Annotated in this window: 21 protein-coding genes; 11 read left to right on the plus strand and 10 right to left on the minus strand. The window is 69.1% G+C overall.

The features are described from left to right. Positions 1-112: 112 nt before the first annotated feature. The 11 genes from gspG to gspF all read left to right on the plus strand — a co-directional run bounded on the left by gspG (position 113) and on the right by gspF (position 11,119). A complete protein-coding gene (gene gspG / locus AC1KAT_RS12420; protein WP_480326290.1) occupies positions 113-556 on the plus strand; it encodes a type II secretion system major pseudopilin GspG in 444 nt (147 codons plus the stop codon). Between the two features lie 16 nt (positions 557-572). After that, positions 573-1,028, plus strand: coding sequence for a prepilin-type N-terminal cleavage/methylation domain-containing protein (locus AC1KAT_RS12425; protein WP_480326292.1), 456 nt, complete (start codon positions 573-575; stop codon positions 1,026-1,028). Further along, positions 1,025-1,399: a type II secretion system minor pseudopilin GspI gene (gene gspI / locus AC1KAT_RS12430; protein WP_480326294.1), complete on the plus strand. Its 375-nt coding sequence runs from the start codon at positions 1,025-1,027 to the stop codon at positions 1,397-1,399. The genes AC1KAT_RS12425 and gspI overlap by 4 nt, the downstream gene beginning before the upstream one ends. Further along, positions 1,396-2,010: a PulJ/GspJ family protein gene (locus AC1KAT_RS12435; RefSeq protein WP_480326296.1), complete on the plus strand. Its 615-nt coding sequence runs from the start codon at positions 1,396-1,398 to the stop codon at positions 2,008-2,010. The genes gspI and AC1KAT_RS12435 overlap by 4 nt, the downstream gene beginning before the upstream one ends. After that, positions 2,007-3,038: a type II secretion system minor pseudopilin GspK gene (gene gspK / locus AC1KAT_RS12440; protein ID WP_480326298.1), complete on the plus strand. Its 1,032-nt coding sequence runs from the start codon at positions 2,007-2,009 to the stop codon at positions 3,036-3,038. The genes AC1KAT_RS12435 and gspK overlap by 4 nt, the downstream gene beginning before the upstream one ends. A gap of 108 nt (positions 3,039-3,146) precedes the next feature. Then, positions 3,147-4,409 (plus strand): type II secretion system protein GspL, encoded by a 1,263-nt coding sequence (gene gspL, locus AC1KAT_RS12445; RefSeq protein ID WP_480326300.1) that lies wholly within the window; start codon positions 3,147-3,149, stop codon positions 4,407-4,409. Further along, complete coding sequence (gene gspM, locus AC1KAT_RS12450; RefSeq protein ID WP_480326302.1) at positions 4,406-4,927, plus strand: type II secretion system protein GspM; 522 nt, start codon at positions 4,406-4,408, stop codon at positions 4,925-4,927. The genes gspL and gspM overlap by 4 nt, the downstream gene beginning before the upstream one ends. Continuing rightward, entirely contained in the window at positions 4,927-5,835 is a 909-nt protein-coding gene (gene gspN / locus AC1KAT_RS12455; protein ID WP_480326304.1) for a type II secretion system protein N, read from the plus strand. The genes gspM and gspN overlap by 1 nt, the downstream gene beginning before the upstream one ends. Further along, the gene (gene gspD / locus AC1KAT_RS12460) at positions 5,832-8,156 is read left to right on the plus strand and encodes a type II secretion system secretin GspD (RefSeq protein WP_480326306.1); all 2,325 of its coding nucleotides are present in this window, start codon (positions 5,832-5,834) and stop codon (positions 8,154-8,156) included. The genes gspN and gspD overlap by 4 nt, the downstream gene beginning before the upstream one ends. A gap of 103 nt (positions 8,157-8,259) precedes the next feature. Further along, positions 8,260-9,747 carry a type II secretion system ATPase GspE gene (gene gspE, locus AC1KAT_RS12465; protein WP_480326308.1) on the plus strand — a complete coding sequence of 496 codons (1,488 nt, stop codon included), beginning with the start codon at positions 8,260-8,262 and terminating at the stop codon, positions 9,745-9,747. A 157-nt stretch (positions 9,748-9,904) separates the two neighbouring features. Then, the gene (gspF, locus tag AC1KAT_RS12470; RefSeq protein WP_480326310.1) at positions 9,905-11,119 is read left to right on the plus strand and encodes a type II secretion system inner membrane protein GspF; all 1,215 of its coding nucleotides are present in this window, start codon (positions 9,905-9,907) and stop codon (positions 11,117-11,119) included. Positions 11,120-11,285: 166 nt separating this feature from the next. On the opposite strand, the gene fahA is transcribed toward gspF, so the two are convergent. From fahA to AC1KAT_RS12520, 10 genes are all read right to left on the minus strand, one after another. Further along, positions 11,286-12,605 (minus strand): fumarylacetoacetase, encoded by a 1,320-nt coding sequence (gene fahA, locus AC1KAT_RS12475; RefSeq protein ID WP_480326312.1) that lies wholly within the window; start codon positions 12,603-12,605, stop codon positions 11,286-11,288. 4 nt (positions 12,606-12,609) lie between these two features. Then, positions 12,610-13,947 carry a homogentisate 1,2-dioxygenase gene (gene hmgA, locus AC1KAT_RS12480; protein ID WP_480326314.1) on the minus strand — a complete coding sequence of 446 codons (1,338 nt, stop codon included), beginning with the start codon at positions 13,945-13,947 and terminating at the stop codon, positions 12,610-12,612. Positions 13,948-14,010: 63 nt separating this feature from the next. After that, positions 14,011-14,655, minus strand: a complete 645-nt coding sequence (locus AC1KAT_RS12485) for a MarR family winged helix-turn-helix transcriptional regulator (RefSeq protein WP_480326316.1) — start codon at positions 14,653-14,655, stop codon at positions 14,011-14,013. Beyond that, positions 14,652-15,413 carry an ABC transporter ATP-binding protein gene (locus AC1KAT_RS12490; RefSeq protein ID WP_480326318.1) on the minus strand — a complete coding sequence of 254 codons (762 nt, stop codon included), beginning with the start codon at positions 15,411-15,413 and terminating at the stop codon, positions 14,652-14,654. The genes AC1KAT_RS12485 and AC1KAT_RS12490 overlap by 4 nt, the downstream gene beginning before the upstream one ends. After that, a complete protein-coding gene (locus tag AC1KAT_RS12495) occupies positions 15,410-17,272 on the minus strand; it encodes a branched-chain amino acid ABC transporter ATP-binding protein/permease (RefSeq protein WP_480326320.1) in 1,863 nt (620 codons plus the stop codon). The genes AC1KAT_RS12490 and AC1KAT_RS12495 overlap by 4 nt, the downstream gene beginning before the upstream one ends. 1 nt (position 17,273) lies before the next feature. Then, positions 17,274-18,308 (minus strand): branched-chain amino acid ABC transporter permease, encoded by a 1,035-nt coding sequence (locus AC1KAT_RS12500; RefSeq protein WP_480326322.1) that lies wholly within the window; start codon positions 18,306-18,308, stop codon positions 17,274-17,276. Next, complete coding sequence (locus AC1KAT_RS12505; protein ID WP_480326324.1) at positions 18,309-18,773, minus strand: DUF3237 domain-containing protein; 465 nt, start codon at positions 18,771-18,773, stop codon at positions 18,309-18,311. Between the two features lie 173 nt (positions 18,774-18,946). Beyond that, positions 18,947-20,086, minus strand: a complete 1,140-nt coding sequence (locus tag AC1KAT_RS12510; protein ID WP_480326326.1) for an ABC transporter substrate-binding protein — start codon at positions 20,084-20,086, stop codon at positions 18,947-18,949. Positions 20,087-20,127: 41 nt separating this feature from the next. After that, complete coding sequence (gene hppD, locus AC1KAT_RS12515; protein WP_480326328.1) at positions 20,128-21,231, minus strand: 4-hydroxyphenylpyruvate dioxygenase; 1,104 nt, start codon at positions 21,229-21,231, stop codon at positions 20,128-20,130. Between the two features lie 44 nt (positions 21,232-21,275). Further along, positions 21,276-22,517 (minus strand): flavin-dependent oxidoreductase, encoded by a 1,242-nt coding sequence (locus AC1KAT_RS12520; protein WP_480326330.1) that lies wholly within the window; start codon positions 22,515-22,517, stop codon positions 21,276-21,278. Positions 22,518-22,578 lie beyond the last annotated feature (61 nt).

Here is a 22,578-nt window from a genome sequence, read left to right on the forward strand (position 1 = left end):
ATGATCCCCCTCATAGAAGGCTGGGCACACCCTAGTGGATTCGGCCGCAGCAAAGCGGCAAGCTAGAGGCAGACACACCTCCGGGCCCTCATTCCAAACATCCCGAGACAAGATGAACGCTCCCCTTTCCCTGCTTGCTCAGCGCCGCCGCTCGCGCGGTTTCACCCTCATCGAACTGATGGTGGTGCTGGTGATCATCGGCGTGCTGGCCGCGCTGATCGTGCCCAACGTGCTCGACCGCGCCGGTGACGCCCGCGTCACGGCCGCCCGCACCGACGTGAACAACGTCGTTCAAGCGCTCAAGCTGTACAAGCTCGACAACCAGCGCTACCCCTCCACCGAACAAGGCTTGAAGGCCCTGGTGGCCAAGCCCACGGTCGGTGTGATTCCTCCCAACTGGAAGCCTTACCTCGACAAGCTGCCGAACGACCCCTGGGGCCGTCCGTACCAGTACGCCAACCCGGGCGTGAAAGGCGAGATCGATGTCTACAGTCTGGGCGCCGACGGACAGGTCGGCGGCGAAGGCAACGACGCCGAAGTCGGCTCCTGGCAGTAAGCCGTCGAGCCCCGCCGTGCGCCGCAGCGCCGGCTTCACGATGATCGAACTGCTGCTGGTGGTGGCGCTGATCGCCATCGCCAGCGGCTTGGCCACGTTCGCCTTGCGCGACCCGTCGAGCACGCAGCTCGAACATGAAGCGGCCCGCCTGGCCGCGCTGTTGGAGTCGGCCCGCGCCGAGTCGCGCGCCTCGGGCCTGGCCGTGCGCTGGGAAGCCCAGGGCAGCGAACGCGAAGGCGGCAACTTCCGCTTCGTCGGCCTGTCGGGCGTGAACCCGCTGCCCACCAAGTGGCTCAGCGAAGGCGTGTCGGCCGAGATCATGGGCGCGCGCGCCGTGGTGCTCGGCCCCGAGCCCTTGATTGGCGAGCAACGCATCGTGTTGCGCCTGAACGAAAAAAGTCTGATGCTCGCCACCGATGGCCTGGGCCCCTTTGTCGTGTCGAGCGACGGCAGCACCGAGGTCGTCAAGTGAGCCGCCCCTTGCGCAGGCTGCGCGCCAGCGGCTTCACGCTCATTGAGGTGCTGGTGGCGATGGTGATCGTTGCCGTCACCTTGAGCGCCGGCATCAAGGCCGCTGGCGCCCTGACCAACAACGCCCAGCGCATGGTCGAGGTGACCGCCGCCCAGTGGTGCGCCGAAAACCAGTTGGTCGGCTTCAAGCTCGCGGCCTACTTTCCGGACGTGGGCGATGCCGATTTCGGCTGCGAACAGCTGGGTACCGTCTACCGGGGCAAGCTGATCGTGCGGCCGACGCCGAACCCGAACTTCCGCCGCGTCGATGCCGAGGTCATGACCGAATCGGGCCAGCACATCCTCACGCTCTCCACGGTGCGGCCGCGATGAACACCGCACGCCGCTTCTGGCCACGACGCGCAGCAGCGCGCGGCTTCACGCTGGTTGAAGTGCTGGTGGCGATGATGATCATGTCCATCATCGCGATGATGTCGTGGCAGGGCGTCGATGGCATCGTGCGCACGCGCACCGCCAGCGAAGAACGGCTCGAAAAGACGCTGCGCATCAGCACCGTGCTGGCGCAGTGGGAACAAGACCTGCTCGCCGTGCAAGACGTGGGCGTGGTGCCACCGATCCTCTTCACCGGCGTGGCCACCTTGATGACGCGCCATGCGCCGGACGGCCTGCAGGTCGTGGTCTGGTCGATGCGCGACGGCCATGTGCTGCGGTGGGCGAGCCCTGCGACCACCAACACCATGGCGCTGAAGAACGCCTGGTCGCAGGCCGAACAATTGCTCGGCCAGGACAGCGGGCAACTGCGCGCACTCACCGGCGTGTCGGATTGGCAGCAGTACTGTTTTCGCAGCAACGCCTGGAGCAACTGCCAATCGACCGGCAACGCGGGGCAACCGGTGCCCGACGGCGTGCGCCTGGTGCTGGCCTTCACCGAAGGCAGCGGCTTTTCGGGCACCGTGACGCGCGACGTCGCGCTGACGCCATGAGCACCACCGCCCGCCTGGCGCACCGCCATCGACAACGTGGCGCTGCGTTGCTGATGGCGATGATCATCGTGGCGCTGGTCGCCACGCTGTCGGTGTCGATGGTCTGGCAGCAGTGGCGCGCGGTGCAGGTCGAAAGCGCCGAGCGGGCGCGGGCCCAGTCGGCCTGGGTGCTGGCCGGGGCGCTCGACTGGTCGCGCATCATCTTGAAAGAAGACTTCCGCACCGGCGGGCCCGACCACCTGGGCGAGCCGTGGGCGGTGCCGCTGGCCGAGGCGCGGCTGTCCACCTTCCTCGCGGCCGACAAGAACAACACCGACGGCGGCCCCGAGGCGTTCCTCTCGGGCGCGATCACCGATGCGCAGGCCCGCTACAACCTGCGCAACCTGCTGTCCAACGGCGCCATCGAGCCAGACCAGCTCAAGGTGCTGCAGCGTCTGTGCAACCTGGTGGGGGTGACGCCCGATGCCGCGATGACCATCGCCACGGGCATGCGCGACGCCTCAGCGACGGTCACGCCGCCGCAACCGGGCGGCAGTGCCCCGACCCCTCCCCCTCAAGCCGGGGTGTCGGCCGGCAATGGCGAGTTGCCCGACGGCCCGCTGATGCCGCAGCGCGTCAATCAGCTGTCCTGGCTGGGCGTCTCGCCCGAGGTCGTGCGCCGTCTCGAACCCTACGTCACGATTCTGCCGAATCCCACCGCAGTGAACGCCAACACCGCGCCGCGCGAAGTGCTTGCCGCGGTGGTCCCCGGGCTGGACATTGCCGGTGCGGAACGGCTGCTGCAGATCCGCCAGCGGTCGCCGTTCAAGGCCATGAGCGACCTCGAAAGCCAGCTCCCCGGGCTGACCCTGAACCAGGCCAACATCGATTTCAAGTCCAATTTCTTTGTCGTGCGCGGTCGCCTGAGGGTCGGCGAGGCCGCGCTCGAGCAGCGGTCCTTGGTCGAACGGCGGGGCCCGCGAAGCAGCGACATCGTTCCGCTGACGCGCGAATGGATCACCACGCGCGACGAATCGAACGCGAAATAGCGACAAACCCTTGTGCAACCAACACGACACAAAACCGCTGTAAGTCATTGATTTTCGAAGGTTTGTTTTGCTTCGACCACCCAATTGCGGTAGCCTACGCACCCTCTCATGAACATGCTCGTCGTCTTTTTGCCGCAACGGCCGCGGCTGCGCGCCGCCCCGCCGGAAGGCCCGGGGGCTGACGAAGCGGCCGCCGAGTACGCCTACGTGCTCAGCCCCGACGGCATGGCCATCACCTCGCAAGGCCGCGCGAGTGCTGCGCAGTTGCCCAAGGCCGACACCGTCACCGCCATCGTCTCCGAGGCGGACCTCAGCTGGCACCGCATCACCCTGCCCAAGTCCCCGGCCAACCGCTTGCGGGCGGCGCTGGGCGGCATCCTGGAAGAGGCCCTGCTCGAAGACGCCGACAACCTGCACCTGGCCGTGGCGCCGCAGGCGTCGGCCGGCGAGCTGACCTGGGTCGCCGCCTGTGACCGCGCATGGCTCGCCACCGAACTGGCGCTGCTCGAAAAGGCCAACGTCTTCGTCGATCGCGTCGTGCCGCTGGCTTGGCCTGATGAGCCGCCGAGCGGCCATTTCTCCGAAGGCCCGAGCGGCGACGCCAGCCTGCAGAACGCCACCGTGTGCTGGTCCCATGCCGACGGCCTGGCGCTGGTCCGGCTGAACGGCAGCCTGGCCCGCGCGCTGCTGCCCTCGCCCCCGCCGCCCGGTGTGCGCTGGAGCGCCACCCCCGGCGTCGCCGTCGAAGCCGAGCAGTGGCTGGGCTTTCCGGTGCAGGTGCTGACGCCCGCCCAGCGCGCGCTGCAGGCGTCGCGCTCGCTGTGGAACCTGCGGCAGTTCTCGCTCGCGCGCAAGAACCGCGGCCTGCGCGCCCTGCGCGACACGTGGCGGCAGTTTCTCTCGCCCACGTGGCGGCCGGTGCGCATCGGCCTGGCCACGCTGGCCGTGGTCCAACTGGTCGGACTCAACGTCTGGGCCTGGCAGCAGCGCAGCGCCTTGCAGAACAAGCAGCAGGCCATCGTGAAGCTGCTGCAGACCACCCACCCGCATGTCACGGCCGTGCTCGATGCACCGGCCCAGATGCAGCGCGAAACGGATTCGCTGCGCGCCGCCGCCGGCAAGCCGGGCGACAGCGACCTCGAACCCATGCTGCAGGTGGCCGCCTCGGCCTGGCCGGCCGACCGGCCGCCGGTCGATGACATCCGCTACGAACAACCCGGCAAGCTGTCGCTCGCCACGCCGGGCTGGGCGCCCGAACAGATCGAGCAGTTCCGCAGCCAGGTGGCCCCCGCTGGCTGGCAGGTCGAGGTGCAAGACAACCGGCTCGTGCTGAGCCGCCGCCCGACCGGCGGCCTGGGAGGCTCGCTGTGAACGCCGACGAAGAAAAAGTCCTGCCGCTGCCCGACAACAGCCTGCGCGGCAAGTTGGCCCGCCGCTGGGAGGCCATGGCCCCGAACGAGCGCCGGGGCGTGGCCATCGCGGCCGGCGTCGTCGGCCTGCTGCTGCTCTGGATGGTCGCGGTGCAACCCGCGCTGCGCACGCTGCGCGAAGCCCCGAAGAAGATGGACGCGCTCGACGCGCAGTGGCAGCGCATGCAGCGCATGGCCAGCGAAGCGCGCGAGCTGCGCGCCACGCCGCCGGTGGTGGCCTCGCAGATGACGCAGGCGCTGCAGTCAGCCACCGAACGACTCGACAACCGCGCGCAGCTGTCGCTGCAGGGCGACCGCGCCACGCTCACGATCAACGGCGGGCTGACCGGCGAACAGTTGCGCGGCTGGCTGGCCGAAGCCCGCAGCGCGGCCCGCGCCCGCCCGGTCGAGATGCGCCTGACCCGCAGCCCCGAGGGCTACACCGGCCTCATCATCGTCTCGCTTGGGGGAGGCGTCTGATGGCCCGCAACTTTCTTCGCCGCGGCCGCAAGAGCCGCTTCGCCGGCAGCGTGGTGCCCAGCCAGTGGCAGGAATCAACCTTCGCCGAACTGGCCTGGGAGCAGTCACGCAAGGCCGCGTCGCGCTGGGCGATCGGTGGCGCGGTGCTGGGCGGCGTGGTCGCGCTGGTGGCGTTTGCGCCGGCCGCCTGGGTGGCCAACGCGGTGAGCAAGGCGACCGAACAGCGCCTGCAACTGGCCGACGCGCGCGGCACGGTGTGGTCGGGCAGCGCGGTGGTCGTGCTGACCGGCGGGCCGGACAGCCGCGATGCGAGCGCGCTGCCGGGGCGCCTGAGCTGGTCGCTGGGCCTGTCGGGCCGCAGCCTCGCGCTGAGCGCCGAGCACGCCTGCTGCCTGAACGGCAAGGTCCGCATGCAGGTGACGCCGGGCTTCGGCCAGGTCGGCTTGAAGCTCACGCCGCAGCCGGGCTGGGTGGGCCAGTGGCCGGCGGCCTTCCTTGGCGGCCTGGGCACGCCATGGAACACGCTGCAACTGGGCGGTGCGCTGCGCCTGAACTCGCCGACCGGCCTGAACGTCCAACTGGTGCAAGGCCGCTGGACGATGGAAGGCCAGGCCGACCTGGAGTTGATCGGCGTCTCCTCGCGCCTGTCCACGCTCGACACGCTGGGCACGTACCGGCTCTCGGTGCTGGGGGGCGGGCTTGCGAGTGGCCAGCCCTCGCAGCTGTCGCTGAGCACACTGAACGGGCCCTTGCAACTGTCGGGCGATGGCACGCTGTCGGGCACCGGCGTGCGCTTCCGCGGCGAGGCACGTGCCGCCGACGCCGACGCCTCGGCACTGACCAATTTGCTGAACATCATCGGACGGCGCGACGGTGCCCGATCCGTCATTTCGATCGGACAAGCATGAAGAACCGACCCACCCTCCCGCAGCCGCCGCGCCCGCTGGTTTCCGCCGTGGCGGCATCCCTGCTGTGCCTGTCGCTCGCCCCGGTGCCAATGGTCGCCCAGGCGCAGACGCCGCCCGCCAACGCGCAAGCCGCCGCCAACGCGAAACGCTTCAAGGGCGAGCCGGTCACGCTGAACTTCGTCAACGCCGACATCGAAGGCGTGTCGCGCGCGATGGGGGCCATCCTCAAGCAGCAGTTCATCGTCGATCCGCGTGTGAAGGGCACAGTCACGCTGTACAGCGACGAGCCGCTCTCGCCGCGCGAGGCCTACCTCAACTACCTGGCCGCGCTGCGCGGCCTGGGCTTCACGGTGGTCGAGTCGGGCGGCCTGTTCAAGGTGGTGCCCGAGGCCGACGCGAAGCTGCAGTCCGACACCGTCTCGACCGGTGCCGTCACGCGCCGGGGCGACCAGATCGTCACGCAGATCTTCAAGATCAACCACGAGAACGCGAACAACCTCGTGCCAGTGCTGCGCCCGCTGATCAGCCCCAACAACACGATCAACGCGAACCCAGGCAACAACACCCTGGTCATCACCGACTACGCCGACAACCTGGTGCGCATCGGCAAGATCATCTCGGCGATGGACACCCCCGGCGTCAGCGACGTCGAGGTCATCCCGCTCAAGCACGCGGTCGCGGCCGACGTGGCAGCGATGGTGCAGCGACTGTCCGACGGCGCGGGCGCCGTGCCGGGCGCGCCGGCCATGCCGGGCGGGGCGGGTGGGCCCTCGGTGATCGTCGATCCGCGCGCGAACGCGCTGATCGTGCGTGCGCCGAACGCCGCGCGCATGCAGCACATCCGCTCACTGGTCGAAAAGCTCGACCGGCCGATGGAAGGCAGCGCCGCCACCGGCAACATCTACGTCGTCTACCTCAAGAACTCTGACGCGGTGCGCCTGGCCACCGTGCTGCGCGCGGCCTACACGGCCGGCAACACCAGCCAGGCCGGCGCCCTGGGGGGCGGTGGGGCCCAGCAATCGCAAGGCGGCCTGGGCGGCACCTCGGCGATGAACTCGGGCGCAGCCGGCGGCAACGCCTCGGGTGCGAGCCCGCAGGCCACGGCCCCGGTGAGCCAGGCGGCCGCGCCTTCGACCGGCGGCATGATCCAGGCCGACCCGGCGACCAACTCGCTGATCATCACGGCGCCCGAACCGGTGTATCGCCAGCTGCGCGCCGTGATCGACAAGCTCGACTCGCGCCGCGCGCAGGTCTACATCGAAAGCATGATCGTCGAGATCCAGGGCGACAACGCGGCCGACTTCGGCCTGCAGTGGCAAGGGCTCGTGGGCCGCGATGGCGACAAGAACATCGGCGTGATCGGCACCAACTTCGGGTCGGGCACCAGCAACATCCTCGGCCTGAGCGCGGCCGCGGCCGGCGGTGCGGCCGGTCTGGCGGCCATCGCCCAGAACCCGCCCAACGGCATGAACATCGGGCTGATCCGCGACTTCAACGGCGTCTATGGCCTGGCGGCCATCGCCAAGCTGATGCAGTCGCAGTCGAACACCAACATCGTCTCGACGCCAAACCTGATCACGCTCGACAACGAAGAAGCCAAGATCGTTGTCGGCACCAACGTGCCCTTCATCACCGGCAGCTTCACGAGCACGGGCACCGCGGCGCAAAACCCCTTCCAGACCATCGAACGAAAAGACGTCGGCCTCACGCTGCGCATCAAGCCGCAGATCGGCGAGAACGGCACGGTGCGCATGGTGATCTACCAAGAATCGTCGGACGTCATCAACCAGGTGGCCGGCACCGCCAACACCGGCCCTTCGACCACCAAGCGCTCGATCGAATCGACCGTGATGGTGGACGACGGCCAGATCATCGTGCTCGGTGGCTTGGTGCAAGACCGCTTCGTCGATGAGAAGTCGAAGGTGCCGCTGCTGGGCGACATCCCCATCTTGGGCGCGCTGTTCCGCAGCGAGTCGCGCACGAAGCGGCGCTCGAACCTGATGGTCTTCCTGCGGCCCATCGTCATGCGCGACGCCGCGAGCGTCAACAACTTCTCGCTCGACCGCTACGACATGATCCGCGCGCAGCAGAAGGACTCGCAGCCCCCGCGCAACTTCCTGCTTCCGATCAACGAATCGCCGGTGGTGCCGCCCCTGCGCACGCCTGAAGAAACCGAACGCTCGCTGCGCCTGCGCCAGTCGGCCCCGTTGACACTGCCGCCGCAACCCGAGGCGCAACCCGTGCCGGCGCCGCTGTCGGCACCGCCTGCGGGCTCGACGCCGCCTGCCGCCGCGCCCGCACCAACCCCGTCGTCGAACTAAGAAGGCGTGAACGGATCCGCCATGACCGCTCGACCCGCCCAAAGCCCGCGACTCTGCGTTGCAAATGCGCGCCGTAGCGCAAGCTACGGCTGTGCGTGGCGCCTTGATTCACGACCTTTCGGCAGGCCGCTCGGCCACGCCGGATTCATTCACACCTTCTGAGGTCGCCGCGATGGCCCGCCACCCGCTGCCCTACGCCTACGCCAAGGCGAACACGCTGCTGCTCGAAGACGACGGCGAGCGCCTGACGCTGTGGGCGCCCGAGACGGTGTCGCTGCCCGCGCTGAGCGAAGTGCTGCGGCTGTTCGAAGTCGATCAGCTGGAGCGCGAGCCTTCGTCCACGCTCATCAACCGCATCGCCGCGGCCTATGCCGGCGGTGAGTCGAGCGCCGCCACCGTGATCGGCGAGGTCGAGAGCAAGGTCGATCTGTCGCGCATGATGCAAGACCTGCCGGCGGTCGAAGACCTGCTCGAAGCGGCCAACGACGCGCCCATCATCCGCATGCTCAACGCGCTGCTGACGCAGGCCGCGAAAGACGGCGCGAGCGACATCCACATCGAACCGTATGAGCGCAGCTCGTCGGTGCGCTTCCGCGTCGATGGCACCTTGCGCGAGGTGGTGCAGCCCAACAAGGCACTGCACGCCGCGCTGATCTCGCGCCTGAAGATCATGGCCGAGCTCGACATCTCTGAGAAACGCCTGCCGCAGGACGGCCGCATCTCGCTGCGCATCGGCGGTCGCGCGGTGGACGTGCGCGTCTCGACCCTGCCCTCGGCTCACGGCGAACGCGCGGTGCTGCGGATCCTGGACAAGGGCGACGCGAAGTTCTCGCTCGAAGGCTTGGGCATGGGCGGCGACACGCTCGAACGCTTCGAGAACTTGCTGCAGCAGCCGCACGGCATCGTGCTCGTCACCGGCCCCACCGGCTCGGGCAAGACGACCACGCTGTACGCCGGCCTCGCGCAGGTCGATGCCTCGACCACCAACGTGCTGACCGTCGAAGACCCGGTCGAATACGAGTTGCCCGGCATCGGCCAGACGCAGGTCAACCCGAAGATCGACCTCACCTTCGCCAAGGCGCTGCGCGCCATCCTGCGGCAAGACCCGGACGTCATCATGATTGGTGAAATCCGCGACTTCGAAACCGCGCAGATCGCCGTGCAGGCCTCGCTGACGGGCCACTTGGTGCTGGCCACGCTGCACACCAACGACGCGCCCTCGGCCGTCACGCGCTTGACCGACATGGGCATCGAGCCCTTCCTGCTGTCGTCGTCGCTGCTGGGCGTGCTGGCCCAGCGCCTCGTGCGCAAGCTGTGCGTGCATTGCAAGAAGCAAGACGCCAAGGGCCGCTGGCACCCGGTGGGTTGCCCCGAGTGCGGCAACTCGGGCTACAAGGGCCGTCGCGGGGTGTACGAGCTGATGGTGGCCGACGACACGGTGCGCGGGCTGATCCACAGCCGCGCGGCCGAGTCCGAACTCATCGCCGCGGCCGAAGCCGGCGGCATGCGCTCGATGCGCGAAGACGGCGAGCGCCTGGTGAACGAAGGTGTCACCTCGGCTGAAGAAGTGATGCGGGTGACCCGTGAATAGTCTGGCTCTGCGTGCCGCGTATCGCGGCCATGGCGCAATGCCCGCGCTGACCTCTTGTTGGCCCGTTCGGGCTGAGGCATCGAAGCCCGGCGTCGGTTCGCGCCGGCCCTTCGGTACCTCAGGGCGAACAGGCATTTGCTGACTGGCTGAGGGTTCCATGCCCGCCTTCAAGTTCGAAGCCCTCAACGCATCCGGCAAGGCCAGCTCGGGCCTGCTGGAAGCCGACAACCTCAAGGCCGCGCGCGCCCAGTTGCGTGCGCAGTCGCTGGTGCCGCTGCAGGTCACGCAGGTCGCGGCGCAGCCCGAATACGCGGGCGGCATCAGCCTCAAGCGCAAGGTGTTCAGCTCGACCGCATTGGCGGTGTGGACACGCCAGCTGTCGGGCCTGGTGGTCTCGGGCCTGCCCCTCGAACGGGCGCTCACCGCGCTGAGCGACGAAGCCGAAGACCCGCGCCAGCGCGAGCTGGTCGCCAGCCTGCGGGCCGAGGTCAACGCCGGTTCGTCGTTCGCCCGCGCCTTGAGCAGCGCCCCACGCGAGTTCGACGACGTGTACCGCGGCGTGATCGCCGCCGGCGAGGCCAGCGGTGCGCTCGGGCAGGTGCTCGAACGGCTGGCCGACGACCTCGAAGAACGCCAGGCGCTGAAGGCCAAGCTGGTCGGCGCGACGCTGTACCCGGTGATCGTGTCGATCATCGCGGTGGTAATCGTGATCTTTCTCGTCACCTACGTGGTGCCGCAGGTCGCCTCGGTGTTCGCCAGCTCGAAGCGCGCACTGCCGACGCTGACGGTCGTGATGCTGGCCATCAGCGCCTTCATGCGCAACTACGGCTGGCTGCTGCTGCTGGCCCTGGTGGGCGGCGGCGTGACGCTGTCGTTCATGCTGAAGAACGAACCTTTCCGCGAGCGCTTCGACGCCGCGTGGCTCAACCTGCCGCTGATCGGCAAGCTCTCGCGCGGCTACAACGCGGCGCGCTTCGCCGGCACGCTGGCGATGCTGGCAGGTGCGGGCGTGCCCATCCTCAAGGCCTTGCAGGCGGGCGCCGAGACGCTGTCGAACCGCGCCATGCGCGCCGACGCGCTCGACGTGCTGGTGCAGGTGCGCGAAGGCGCGCCGCTCGCGTCGGCGCTGGCGGGCAAGAAGCGCTTCCCGGGGCTGCTGTCGATGTTCTCGCGCCTGGGCGAGCAGACGGGCGAACTGCCCCGCATGCTCGACCGCGCCGCCAAGCAGCTGTCGGCCGAAGTGCAGCGCCGTGCGATGCAGATGGCGACCATCCTCGAACCGCTGCTGATCGTCGCCATGGGCGGCGTGGTGATGCTGATCGTGCTGGCGGTGCTGCTGCCGATCATTCAGCTCAATACCTGGGTGAAGTAGAGCCCCCACGTCGCTGTCGCTCCTGCCCCCCGAGGGGGCGCTGCCTGGCGGCCCGGCAAAGCCGGTTCCGCGGGCTTGCTGGATGGGGCAGTCGCTTCGCTTCTGCTTCCCGACGGTGGAGCCAGTTCCTGCCTCGCGCCTGTCACCGACGTGGCTCTCGCCAGGCTCAACGCGCCGGCAGCACCGTGCCCACCACGGTGCCGAAGCCGATGCGTGCCGCGCCTTCGCGTTCGCACCAGGCCGCGAACTCGACCGTGTCGCCGTCTTCGAGGAAGCTGCGGGTCTCGCGTGCACCGCCCTCGCCTTCGCCGACCGCCAGCGGCTGCTGGCCGCCTTCGGTCAGCTCCAGCAGCGAGCCGGACTCTTCGCGTGCCGGGCCCGATTGGGTGCCGGTGCCGAGCAGGTCGCCGGCTTGCAGATTGCAGCCGTTCACCGTGTGGTGCGCGACCATCTGCGCGACGCTCCAGTAGGCGTGGCGGAAGTTGCTGCGCGACAGCCGCTGGGCGGCCTGCCCGCGCGCGCGCATCGCGGCGGTCTGCAGGCGCGCTTCGAGGTGGATGTCGAGGGTGCCTCGCGCACGGTGGGCCGCGCTGTCGAGGTAAGGCAGCGGCTGCGGGTCGGCGGGGTCGCGCGTGAAGGCGAGACGGTAGGGTTCGAGCGCTTCCATCGTCACGACCCACGGTGAGATCGTGGTGGCGAAGTTCTTGGCGAGGAAGGGGCCGAGCGGCTGGTATTCCCAGCCCTGCAGGTCGCGTGCGGACCAGTCGTTGAGCAGGCACAGGCCGAACACGTGGCGCTCGGCGTCGTCGAGCGCGATGGGCTCGCCGCGCGCGTTGCCGGCGCCGATGAACACGCCGAGTTCGAGCTCGTAGTCGAGCCGCGCGCTCGGGCCGACCACGGGTGCGGTGGCGTCGGGCGGCATGCGCTGGCCACGTGGGCGGTGAAACGTCTGCCCCGAGACGCCGAGGGACGAGCTGCGCCCGTGGTAGCCGATGGGCACCCACTTGTAGTTCGGCAGCAGCGGCGCGTCGGGCCGGAACAGCGCGCCCACGCGCGTGGCGTGGTGCACCGAGGTGTAGAAGTCGGTGTAGTCGCCGACCTGCGCGGGCAGCGCGTACTCGGCCTCGGCCTGGGCGACGAACGCCGGGCGCAGCGCCTCGGGGGCGCCGGTGCTCAGGGCCTGCGACAAGGCGAGGCGCAGGGCGCTCCACACCGCAGGGCCCATCGCCATGAAGCGGTTGAGCGTGGGCTCGTTGCACGCGGCCACGGCTTCGGAGGCGAGCCCCTGGAAGGCGTTCATGGCGTGGACCACGGCCAAGTCCACGATGCGGTCACCGATGGCAACACCGCCGCGCCAGGCTTCGTTCGCACCCCGGCGGCGAAACACGGCGAACGGCAGGTTCTGGACCGGGAAGTCGGCACCGGCGGCGTTGGCAGATTCGATCCAGCTGCGCAGCGAGGGGTCGTGCGTGGGGTTCACGGCCATCGCTTCAACCCGGCATCACAAAGTGCTTCTTCAAGCCCTGCCAGCACTGCCAGTAGTCGCGCTGCAACTGCGGCGACTGCAGCGCATGCACCGTGGGCCGCAGCAGGCAGCGGGTCTCGAACATGAAGGCCATCGTGTCTTCGATGACGTGCGGCACGCTCGTGTCGGCCACGCTGGCCTTGGCGAAGGTCTCGGCGTCGGGGCCGTGGCCGCTCATGCAGTTGTGCAGGCTCGCGCCGCCTGGCACGAAGCCCTGGGCCTTGGCGTCGTACTGGCCGTGGATCAGGCCCATGAACTCGCTGGCGATGTTGCGGTGGAACCAGGGCGGGCGGAAGGTGTCGCGCATCGCGAGGATGCGCGGCGGGAAGACGACGAAGTCGATCGTGTCCACGCCGGGCGTGTCGCTCAGCGACTGCAGCACCAGGAAGATCGACGGGTCGGGGTGGTCGAAGCTGATCGAGCCGATGGCGTTGAAGCGCCGCAGGTCGTACTTGCACGGCGCGAGGTTGCCGTGCCACGCGACCACGTCGAGCGGCGAATGGCCCATGGCCGCGCGCCACAGGTGGCCACCGAACTTGGCGACGAGTTCGAACGCGCCCTCCACGTCTTCGTACGCCGCGACCGGCGTCAGAAAGTCGCGCGGCTGCGCGAGGCCATTCGAGCCGATGGGGCCGAGGTCGGGCAGGCGCAACGGCGCGCCGAAGTTCTCGCAGACGTAGCCGCGCGCGGCGCCATCGGGCAGCTCGACGCGAAAGCGCAGCCCGCGTGGGATGAGCACGATCTCTTGCGGCTCGGCCTCGATCACCCCCAGCTCGGTGGGCACGCGCAGGCGGCCTTGCTGCGGCACGATGAGCAGCTCGCCGTCGGCGCTGTAGAAGTGCCGCGTCGTCATCGAGCGGTTGGCCGCGTACAGGTGGATGGCGCAGCCCGTCTGCGCGTCGGCCGAGCCGGTGCCGGCCATCGTGACGAGGCCGTCGATGAAGTCGGCGGGCGCCGTGGGCAGCGGCAGCGGGTCCCAGCGCAGCGGGTTGGGCGGCGCGGCGATGGCGCTGAAGTCGCTGACCAGCCGGCCGTCGTCGAGGCGTTCGAAGGGCTGGTGCACCGCCGCCGGGCGGATGCGGTACAGCCACGAGCGGCGGTTGCTGTGGCGCGGTGCCGTGAAGGCCGTGCCCGACAGCTGCTCGGCGTACAGGCCGTGCGCGCAACGCTGCGGCGAGTTGCGGCCCACGGGCAAGGCGCCGGCCACGGCCTCGGTGGCGAAGCTGTTGCCAAAGCCACTTTGGTAGCCGCTGTGGTCGCCGCTGGGGTCGCCGGCAGGATCGTTGAGGTTCGACGTGGTCATGGGCTCAGCTCCAGAACGGGTGCGATGCAGGGCTTCGACAGGCTCAGCGCAACCGGCGTCGGCTCAAACACCCGCCGCATCGAAGCCCGCGATGCGGTTCAGCGCATGCATCAGCACCTTCACCTCGTCGCCATCGAGCCGCTTGGCGATGCGCGCATCGTGCGCGCGCACGGCCTTCGTGATCTCGGCGAGGTCTTTCTCGCCCTTGGCCGTCAGTGCGAGGCCATAGGCACGCTTGTCGTCGGGCGAGGGGTGGCGCTCCACATAGCCCATCTCGGCCAGCGCATCGACCAGGATCACCGCACCCGAGCGCGCGATGCCCAGCACGTCGGCCAGCTCGGTGAGCTTGAGGCGCGGGTTCAGCGACACGATGGTCAGCGCCGAAAAGCGCTGCGGCGTGATGTTCCAGGGCGCGAGCGAGGCGACGAAGTCTTCGTAGATGGCGATCTGCGCGCGGCGCACCGCGTAGCCCACCAGTTCATCGAGCGTGCCGTAGCGAATGCCCGGCACGTGCGGGTCGAAGTGGTCGCCCTGCCCCACCTCGCCGACCACGGGGCGGGCCTTGTCGGTGGGCTTGTCGCCCGGCTTGTCGCCGGCCTTGTCGGCGCCGCTCTTGGCCTGCGTGCGCGCGTTCGTCTTGTCGTTCATCTTCGTGCCTGCCTTGCCCTTGGGCTTGTCGATGACTCGTTCCATCACCTTGTCGCTCATGCTGCACCTTCTGCGACCGACGCACCGGCCAGGCCCAGGTAAGTTTCGATGACACGCGGGTTGTCGCGCAGTTGCTCGGCCGGCCCGTGCAGGCTGATGCGCCCGTTTTCGAGCACGTAGCCATGGTGGGCCACGCGCAGCGCGGCACGCGCGTTCTGCTCGACCAGCAGCACCGCGATGCCCTCGCTCGGCAGCTTTTGGATGACGGCGAACATTTCCCCCACGATGCGCGGCGCGAGCCCCAGGCTCGGCTCGTCGAGCATCAAGAGGCGGGGCCGGCCCATCAGCGCGCGGCCCAGCGCCAGCATCTGGCGCTCGCCGCCCGAGAGCGTGCGCGCCTCTTGCGTGCGGCGTTCTTTGAGGCGCGGAAAGAGCGCGTAGACGCGCTCGAGGTCGGCCGCGCTGCGCCCGTCGCGCCGGTGGCGGTGCAGGTAGGCGCCGAGCACGAGGTTGTCTTCGACCGGCAGCGTGCCGAACAGCTCGCGCGTCTCGGGCACCAGCAACAGGCCGCGGCGGCAGCGTTCGGTGACGGGCAGCGCCGAGATGTCTTCGCCGTCAAACACCACCGGCCCGCTGCTGCGCCCGGGCTTGAGCAGCGCACCCATCAAGGCGTTGAGCAGCGTGGACTTGCCCGCGCCATTGGGGCCGATCAGCGTGGCGATCTGGTTGGGCGCGACGGCGAGGTCGGCCGAGGGGATGGCCTCGACCTTGCCGTAGCGCACGTTCAAACCCTTCGCCTCCAACAGCACGGCGCTCATTCGACACCCCCGAGATAGGCTTCGAGCACCTTCGGGTCGCGCTGCACCTCGGCCGGTGTGCCGTGCGAGATGCGCGTGCCGAAGTCCATCACCACCAGGCGGTCGGTCAGGTTCATCACGAAGTCCATGTCGTGCTCGACCAGCAGCACGCCCATGCCGTCGGCGCGCAGTTCGCGCAGCAGGTCGGCGAGTTGCCGCTTTTCTTGCAGGCGCAGGCCGGCGGCCGGTTCGTCGAGCAGCAGCAGCGCCGGCTGGCAGCACAGCGCGCGGGCGATCTCGACCAGCCGCTGCTGGCCCAGTGCCAGCGTGCCGGCGTCGCGGTGCAGGTCGTGGCCCAGGCCCACGCGGCGTAACTGGCGCTCGGCCGCGTCGAGCAGGCGGCGCTCTTCGCGGCCGTTGAGCCGCAGCACGCTGCGCAGCACCCCGCCATCGGGCCGGCCATCGCCGTGCAGGTGCGCGCCGATGGCAACGTTGTCGAGCACACTCATGCCCGGCACCAGCTGCACGTGCTGGAAGGTGCGCGCAATGCCACGCGCGACGATGCGGCGCGGCGGCAGCCCGCCCAGTGCCGTGCCGCGGAAGCTGACGCTGCCGCGCGTGAGCGGCAACACGCCGGTGATGAGGTTGAAGGTGGTGGACTTGCCCGCGCCGTTGGGGCCGATCAGGCCAACGATCTCGCCGGCGTGCACGTCGAGGTGGATGTCGTCCACGGCGACGAGGCCGCCGAACTGCTTGCGGGCGGCTTGGACTTGCAGGAGCACAGGGCCCGCTGCCAGCGCTTTCGCTACGGGCACCGCACCCGGCTCCGTTCGTGCTGAGCCGGTCGAAGCCCCGCCTGGGGCCTCGCGCTGCCCTTCCACAGGCTCAGGGCGAACGGGTGGGGGCTCGGCCGCCGCGAGCACCGCGCCGCCCTTGGGCCCAAACCACTTCGCCACCCACGCCCACAACCCTTCGGGCGCGCGCTGCAGCACCAGCACCAAGAGCACGCCGAAGACGATCAGCTCGATGCTGCCGCCGGTGTTCCAGCTGGCCGGCAGCGCGTGCTGCGCGACTTCTTTCAAGCCGATCACCAGCGCCGATCCGACGATGGCGCCCATCACGTGGCCGATGCCGCCCAGCACCGCCATGAACAGGTACTCGATGCCGTGGTTCAACCCGAAGGGCGACGGGCTCACCGCGCGCTGCACGAAGGCGTACAGCCAGCCCGACAGCCCGGCCAGCAGCGCGGCGTAGACAAAGATCACCAGCTTGGCGCGCGCGGTGTTGACCCCCATGGCCTCGGCCATGCCGGCCGCGCCATTGAGCGCGCGAATGGCCCGCCCCGGCCGCGAGTTCAGCAGGTTGCCGATCGACCACGCGGCGAGCGCCACCACGGCCCACACCAGCAGGCACATCGAACGCTGGTCGCCGAACGAGATGCCGAAGGCCGCCAGCACCGGCAGGCCGCTCAGGCCGTCGTACTTGCCGAGGAATTCGAGGTTGCCGAACAGGAAGTACAACGACAGCCCCCAGGCGATCGTCGCCAGCGGCAGAAAGTGCCCCGACATGCGCACGGTGATCGCCCCCAGCAGCAGCGCGCTCACGCCGGTGAGCGCCAGCGCCGCCGGCAGCGCGAGCCAGGGCGACAGGCCGAGCGTGGTCGTCATGTAGGCCGCCGTGTACGCGCCCATGCCGACGAAGGCCGCCTGGCCGAACGACGTGAGGCCGCCCACGCCGGTGAGCAGCACCAGGCCCATCGCCACCAGGCTCGACAGGCCCACGTACACCAGCAAGGTGATCACGTAGTCGGACACCGGCCACCACGGCAGGCCGGCGAGCAGCAGCGCCGCCACGATCAAGAGGATGCGCACCGGCGTCATGTCAGTGCTCCTCGCCGTGGCCGCTGGTGAGCGAACGCCACAGCAGCACCGGCACGATCAGCCCGAACACGATGACCTCTTTGAAGGCGCTGGCCTCGAACGAGGCGTACGACTCCAGCAAGCCCACCAGCAGCGCGCCAGCGGCGGCGGCCGGGTAGCTGACCAGGCCGCCGAAGATCGCGCCGACGAAGCCCTTCAGGCCGAACAGGAAGCCCGAGTCGAAGAAGACCGTCGCCATCGGCGCGATCAACACGCCACACAGGGCCGCGATCAGGGCCGACAGCGTGAAGGCCGCGCGGCCCGCCTCTTCGGCGCTGATGCCCACGAGCTGCGCGCCGCGCCGGCACACCGCCGCCGCGCGCAGCGCCTTGCCCAGCAGCGAGCGGCTGAAGAAGAGGTACAGCGCCACGATCAGCAGCACGGTGGTGATGAGCACCAGCAGGCTCTGCCCCGACAGCATGTGCGCGCCGAGCGTGAAGCTCGCGTCCCACAGCGCTTGCGCGCGCCAGCCTTCGGCGCCGAAGAGCATCAGGCCCACGCCCAGCAGCACGAAGTGCACGCCGACCGACACGATCAGCAGCACCAGCACCGAGGCCTCGGCCACCGGCCGGTAGGCCAGGCGGTAGAGCATGCCGCCGAAGGGCAGCACCAGCAGCACCGCCAGCAGCGCCTGCAGCAGCAGCGGCAGCGTGTGGCCTTCGAGGCCCGTGAACAGGCCCCACAGCGCGGCCGGCACCCCGAGGTGGCGCAGCCCGCTGCGCACGAGCGACACCCCCGGCAGCCCGCGCAGCACGTCGATGCCGTCGAGCACGAAACACAGCACCCCCAGGATCAGCAGCAGCCAAACCGGCTGCGGCACCTGCCCGGCCTGCAGCGCCACGAGGCTGAGCGAGGCGAAGGCCATCAGCTCGCCCAGCGGGATGAAGATCACGCGCGTGATCGAGAACACCAGCACCAGGCCGAGCGCGAGCAGCACGTAGATGGCGCCGGTGGTGATGCCGTCCTGCGCGAGCATCAGGGCGATGGTGGAATCCATTCAGGTCACGCGAAAGAAGCTCAGTTCGACGCGGTCGGGGTGACGCGCGCCGGTGCCGACGAAGATCGACTCCATCAGCCATTGCAGGCGCTTCGAGGCCGTCTCGAAGCGCGGGGTGGTGCGAAAGTACACGAGCGAGGGGCTCACCGGCTGGCCGGCGTTCAGTTGCGCGATCACGGCCGGCGCGGCCACGCGCAGGCCGGTGTTCTCGACGTACACCTGCTCGCCCTCGTCGGTCTCGACGATGTAGCGCGCATGGATCTGCGTCAGCGTGGCCGAGCTGACGAGCTGGAAGTCGGCCCCGTGCGGCAGCACCTTGCCGCTGAGCTTCAGGCCGTTGATGCGGCCGGCGGTGATCGGCACCAGCCGGCGGCGGCCGAGCGGCGTCTCGCCGATGTCCATCGCCGGGGCGACGTCGATCACGCAATCGGCGATGCGCTCAAGGGTGGGGGTGGGAAGCGACATGACGAGGGGACGCGAGGCACAGGGCCCGTTCGCCCTGAGGCATCGAAGGGCCCGCGCCAAGGGAGCCGGGCTTCGATGCCTCAGCCCGAACGGAGGGCGGAGGACGGGCGGGAACTCACAACAACAGAGCGCCAGTGAGCCGAGCCGCGCGTGCGGCTCGGCTCACGCGACGATCACTTCAACAACTTCCACTGCCCCTTCTCGATCTTCACCAGCGCGAAGCCGCGTTGGTCGAAGCCGAAATGGTCTTTGGCGGAGTAGTTCAGCACGCCGTGCGAGATGACGATGTCGCGTTCGGACTCCATCGCGTCCTTCAGCGCCTGGCGGAACTCGGGCGTGCCGGGCTTGGCCTTCTTCAGCGCGGCCGGCACGATGCGTTGTAGCACCAGGATCGCGTCGTTGGCGTGCGCGCCGAACTGCGTGCGGCTGTCGGCGCCGTACTGCTTTTCGTACTGCGTCACGTAGGTGAGGCCGGCCGCCTTCACCGGATTCGACTTGTCCAACTGCTCGGCCACCAGCACCGGGCCGGCGGTCAGCACCGTGCCTTCGACGTGCTTGCCGCCGATGCGGATCAGGTCTTTCGTGGCCGCGCCGTGCGTCTGGTACACCGGGCCGGCGTAGCCGCGCTCGCGCAGCGTGGTCTGCGGCAGCGCGGCGGCCGAGCCGGCGCCGGCGATGAACACCGCGTCGGGTTTGGCGGCCACGATCTTGATCGCCTGTCCGGTCACGCTGGTGTCGGCGCGGGCGTAGCGCTCGACCGCCACCAGCTCCATACCGAAAGACTCGGCACGCAGGCGCATTTCCTTCAGCCACGTTTCACCGTAGGCGTCGGCGAAGCCGATGAAGGCGACGCGCTTCACGCCGTCGTTGCGCATCTTCTGCACGATGGCCGTGGCCATCAGGCTGACCGGCTGGGCGATGCGGTAGGTCCACTCGCCCTTGCCGGGCGGCAGCTCGATCGGCGAGAAGGCGATCTGCAGCGTCTTGCTCTCGGTCGCCACCTCTGACATGGCGATCGACGGCGCCACGGCCGACGAACCCAGGATCACATCGACCTTCTCTTCGCTCACGAGGCGGCGCATGTTCTTCGTCGCCGTCGTCGGGTCGGAGGCGTCATCGACCACCACCACGCGCAGCTTCTGGCCGGCGATCTCGGTCGGCCAGAAGGCCATGCTGTTCTTCTGCGGGATGCCCAGCGAAGCCGACGGCCCGGTCTGCGCGATGCTCACGCCGATGGTGATGTCGGCGTGCGCGGCCACGCCCAGCGCCGCCAGGGCACAGGCGGCAACGAGTCGCAGGATGGGTGCAGTCATGGAATCTCCTCGTGTGTTTGTGGAACGTGAACGTGATCGACTCAAGTGGCCGCGAGCGTGCCGCGCCGCATCTGGTCGAGCTCGATCGACTCGAACAGGGCTTTGAAATTGCCTTCGCCGAAACCCTCGTTGCCCAGGCGCTGGATGAACTCGAAGAAGATCGGCCCGAACTGGTTTTCGGTGAAGATCTGCAGCAGCAGCGCTTCCTTCGTGCCATCGACGAGGATCTTGCGTTTCTGCAGCTCGGCGACCGACTGCCCGTGGCCCGGGATGCGCTGGTCGATCAGCTCGTAGTAGGTGTCGATGGTGTCGAGCAGGCCGATGCCTTGCGCACGCATCGCGTCCACGGTCTGGAAGAGGTCGGTCGAGCTGAGCGCGATGTGCTGGATGCCTTCGCCGTGGTACGCGTCGAGGTACTCCTGGATCTGCCCGGCCTTCTCTTTGCCTTCTTCGTTGATCGGGATGCGGATCAGCCCGCAGGGCGAGGTCATCGCCTTGCTCTTCACACCCGTGACCTGGCCCTCGATGTCGAAGTAGCGCACCTCGCGGAAGTTGAACAACCGCTCGTAGAACGAGGCCCACTCGGCCATGCGGCCCCGGTGCACGTTGTGCGTCAGGTGGTCGATGACGGCGAGGCCGTGGCCCACCGGGTTTTGCGTCGCCGCTGCGGCACCGGCCAAGGGCGCGAAATCGACGTCGTAGATGCTGATGTCGCCGATGGCGCCTTCACCGGCGCCGTCTTTGCCGCGCCAGCGGTCCACCAGGTAGATCAGCGAATCGCCCACGCCCTTGATGGCCGGGATGTTGAGTTCCATCGGCCCGCTGTGGCTGTCGAAGCCCCAGGCGCCGAGTTCGAGGGCGCGCTGGTAGGCCTGCGCGGCGTCTTGCACCCGAAAGGCAATGGCGCAGACCGAGGGCCCGTGCAGGCGCGCGAAGCGCTGCGCGAACGAGTCGGGCTCGGCGTTGATGATGAAGTTGATCTGCCCCTGCCGGTACAGCGTGACGTTCTTGTGGCGGTGCTTGGCGATGGCGGTGAAGCCCATGCGCTCGAAGGTCGCGCCCATCGCGGCGGGGTCGGGCGCGGCGAATTCGATGAACTCGAACCCGGCGGTGCCCATGGGGTTGTCCCAGGTCTGGAAGGCCATGTGCTGCTCCTTCGTGGGTGAATCGGTGCGGGGCGGCGCGCCGGTCAACGCGGCGCGTTGAGCGACTGCGGATCGAAGCCCGCGAGGCGCTTGTAGCGCGCGGCGATCTCTTCCAGCTCGGCCTGCGGGATCACGTCGTTCACGTGCTGAAAGCCTTGCGGCGCGCGCTCGTGGGCGATCTGCATCACCTGCTCGGGGCCGTTCAGCCGGTTGCGCAGCACGATGCCGGCGGTCTTGGGCAGGCGCTCGGCTTCGTATTCGAGCAAGGCCTGCTGCGGGCCGGTGGCGCCCTTCAGCGCATCGGCCAGGCAACGCGCGTCGAGGATGGCCTGCGCACTGCCGTTGCTGCCGATCGGGTACATCGGGTGCGCGGCGTCGCCCAGCAGCGCGACGCGCCCGCCTTCGGCATCGACCCAGCGGCGCAGCGGGTTCTTGTCCACCATCGGGAATTCGTACACCGCCTTCGCGTCGCGGATGAGCTGCGGGATGTTGACCCAGCCCCAGTTCCAGTCGGCGAACGCATGGTCGAACAGCGCCTTGGGCACCTCGCGGTTCCAGTCGTTGTGCATGGCCTCGGGCGACACGCGCAGCTCGGCGATCCAGTTGATGAGCGAGCGGCCGGTCTTGCGCAGCGGCTCGCTGATCGGGTAGGCGACGAACTTCTGGTCGGGGTGGCCGCTCATGAACATCGCGCGCCCATCGAGGTAGGGCTCGGCCTCGCTGACCGCGCGCCACAGCATGCGGCCCGAGAACTGCAACTCGTCGCCGCCGGGCACCAGTTGCTTGCGCAGGGCGGAGTGGATGCCATCGGCCGCGATCAGCACATCGACGCGGCGCTCGAGCTCGCGGCCGTCGCGCGAGCGCAGGTGCACGGCGACCTGGTCGCCGGCGTTCTCGAAGCGTTCGGCGCGCAGGCCGGTCTGCACGAAGCCCTGCCCGAAGCGTTCGTGGGCCACCTCGGCCAGCAGCATCTGGAACTCGCCGCGGTGGATCGAGAACTGCGGCCACGCATACCCCGCCGCACGGCCGCGCGGCTCGTGCCAGATGCGTTGGCCGAACATGTTGTAGTACGAGAGCGACGAGGTCTCGATGGCGATCTCGGCCAGGCGCGACTCCAGGCCCAGCTCGCACAGTTCGCGGCTCGCGTGCGGCAGCAGGTTGATGCCCACGCCGAGCGGGCGGATCTCGGGAGCGGCCTCCCACACCTCACAGGCGATGCCGCGCTGGTGCAGCATCAACGCCAGCGTGAGTCCGCCAATCCCAGCACCTGCGATGCCGACCTTCATGTGCCTGCCTTCGTTCGAGAAGCCGCATCTTGCGGCAGGTCAAATTGTTATGCCTCATAAC

Source organism: Piscinibacter sp. PDB5-1 (genome assembly GCF_056676035.1).

Coding starts and splice junctions, on each gene's coding strand:
- gspG (WP_480326290.1), top strand. CDS start 113: ATGAACGCTCCCCTTTCCCTGCTTGCTCAGCGCCGCCGCTCGCGCGGT.
- AC1KAT_RS12435 (WP_480326296.1), top strand. CDS start 1,396: ATGAACACCGCACGCCGCTTCTGGCCACGACGCGCAGCAGCGCGCGGC.
- gspK (WP_480326298.1), top strand. CDS start 2,007: ATGAGCACCACCGCCCGCCTGGCGCACCGCCATCGACAACGTGGCGCT.
- gspL (WP_480326300.1), top strand. CDS start 3,147: ATGAACATGCTCGTCGTCTTTTTGCCGCAACGGCCGCGGCTGCGCGCC.
- gspN (WP_480326304.1), top strand. CDS start 4,927: ATGGCCCGCAACTTTCTTCGCCGCGGCCGCAAGAGCCGCTTCGCCGGC.
- gspD (WP_480326306.1), top strand. CDS start 5,832: ATGAAGAACCGACCCACCCTCCCGCAGCCGCCGCGCCCGCTGGTTTCC.
- gspF (WP_480326310.1), top strand. CDS start 9,905: ATGCCCGCCTTCAAGTTCGAAGCCCTCAACGCATCCGGCAAGGCCAGC.
- fahA (WP_480326312.1), bottom strand. CDS start 12,605: ATGGCCGTGAACCCCACGCACGACCCCTCGCTGCGCAGCTGGATCGAA.
- hmgA (WP_480326314.1), bottom strand. CDS start 13,947: ATGACCACGTCGAACCTCAACGATCCTGCCGGCGACCCCAGCGGCGAC.
- AC1KAT_RS12485 (WP_480326316.1), bottom strand. CDS start 14,655: ATGAGCGACAAGGTGATGGAACGAGTCATCGACAAGCCCAAGGGCAAG.
- AC1KAT_RS12490 (WP_480326318.1), bottom strand. CDS start 15,413: ATGAGCGCCGTGCTGTTGGAGGCGAAGGGTTTGAACGTGCGCTACGGC.
- AC1KAT_RS12495 (WP_480326320.1), bottom strand. CDS start 17,272: ATGACGCCGGTGCGCATCCTCTTGATCGTGGCGGCGCTGCTGCTCGCC.
- AC1KAT_RS12500 (WP_480326322.1), bottom strand. CDS start 18,308: ATGGATTCCACCATCGCCCTGATGCTCGCGCAGGACGGCATCACCACC.
- AC1KAT_RS12505 (WP_480326324.1), bottom strand. CDS start 18,773: ATGTCGCTTCCCACCCCCACCCTTGAGCGCATCGCCGATTGCGTGATC.
- AC1KAT_RS12510 (WP_480326326.1), bottom strand. CDS start 20,086: ATGACTGCACCCATCCTGCGACTCGTTGCCGCCTGTGCCCTGGCGGCG.
- hppD (WP_480326328.1), bottom strand. CDS start 21,231: ATGGCCTTCCAGACCTGGGACAACCCCATGGGCACCGCCGGGTTCGAG.
- AC1KAT_RS12520 (WP_480326330.1), bottom strand. CDS start 22,517: ATGAAGGTCGGCATCGCAGGTGCTGGGATTGGCGGACTCACGCTGGCG.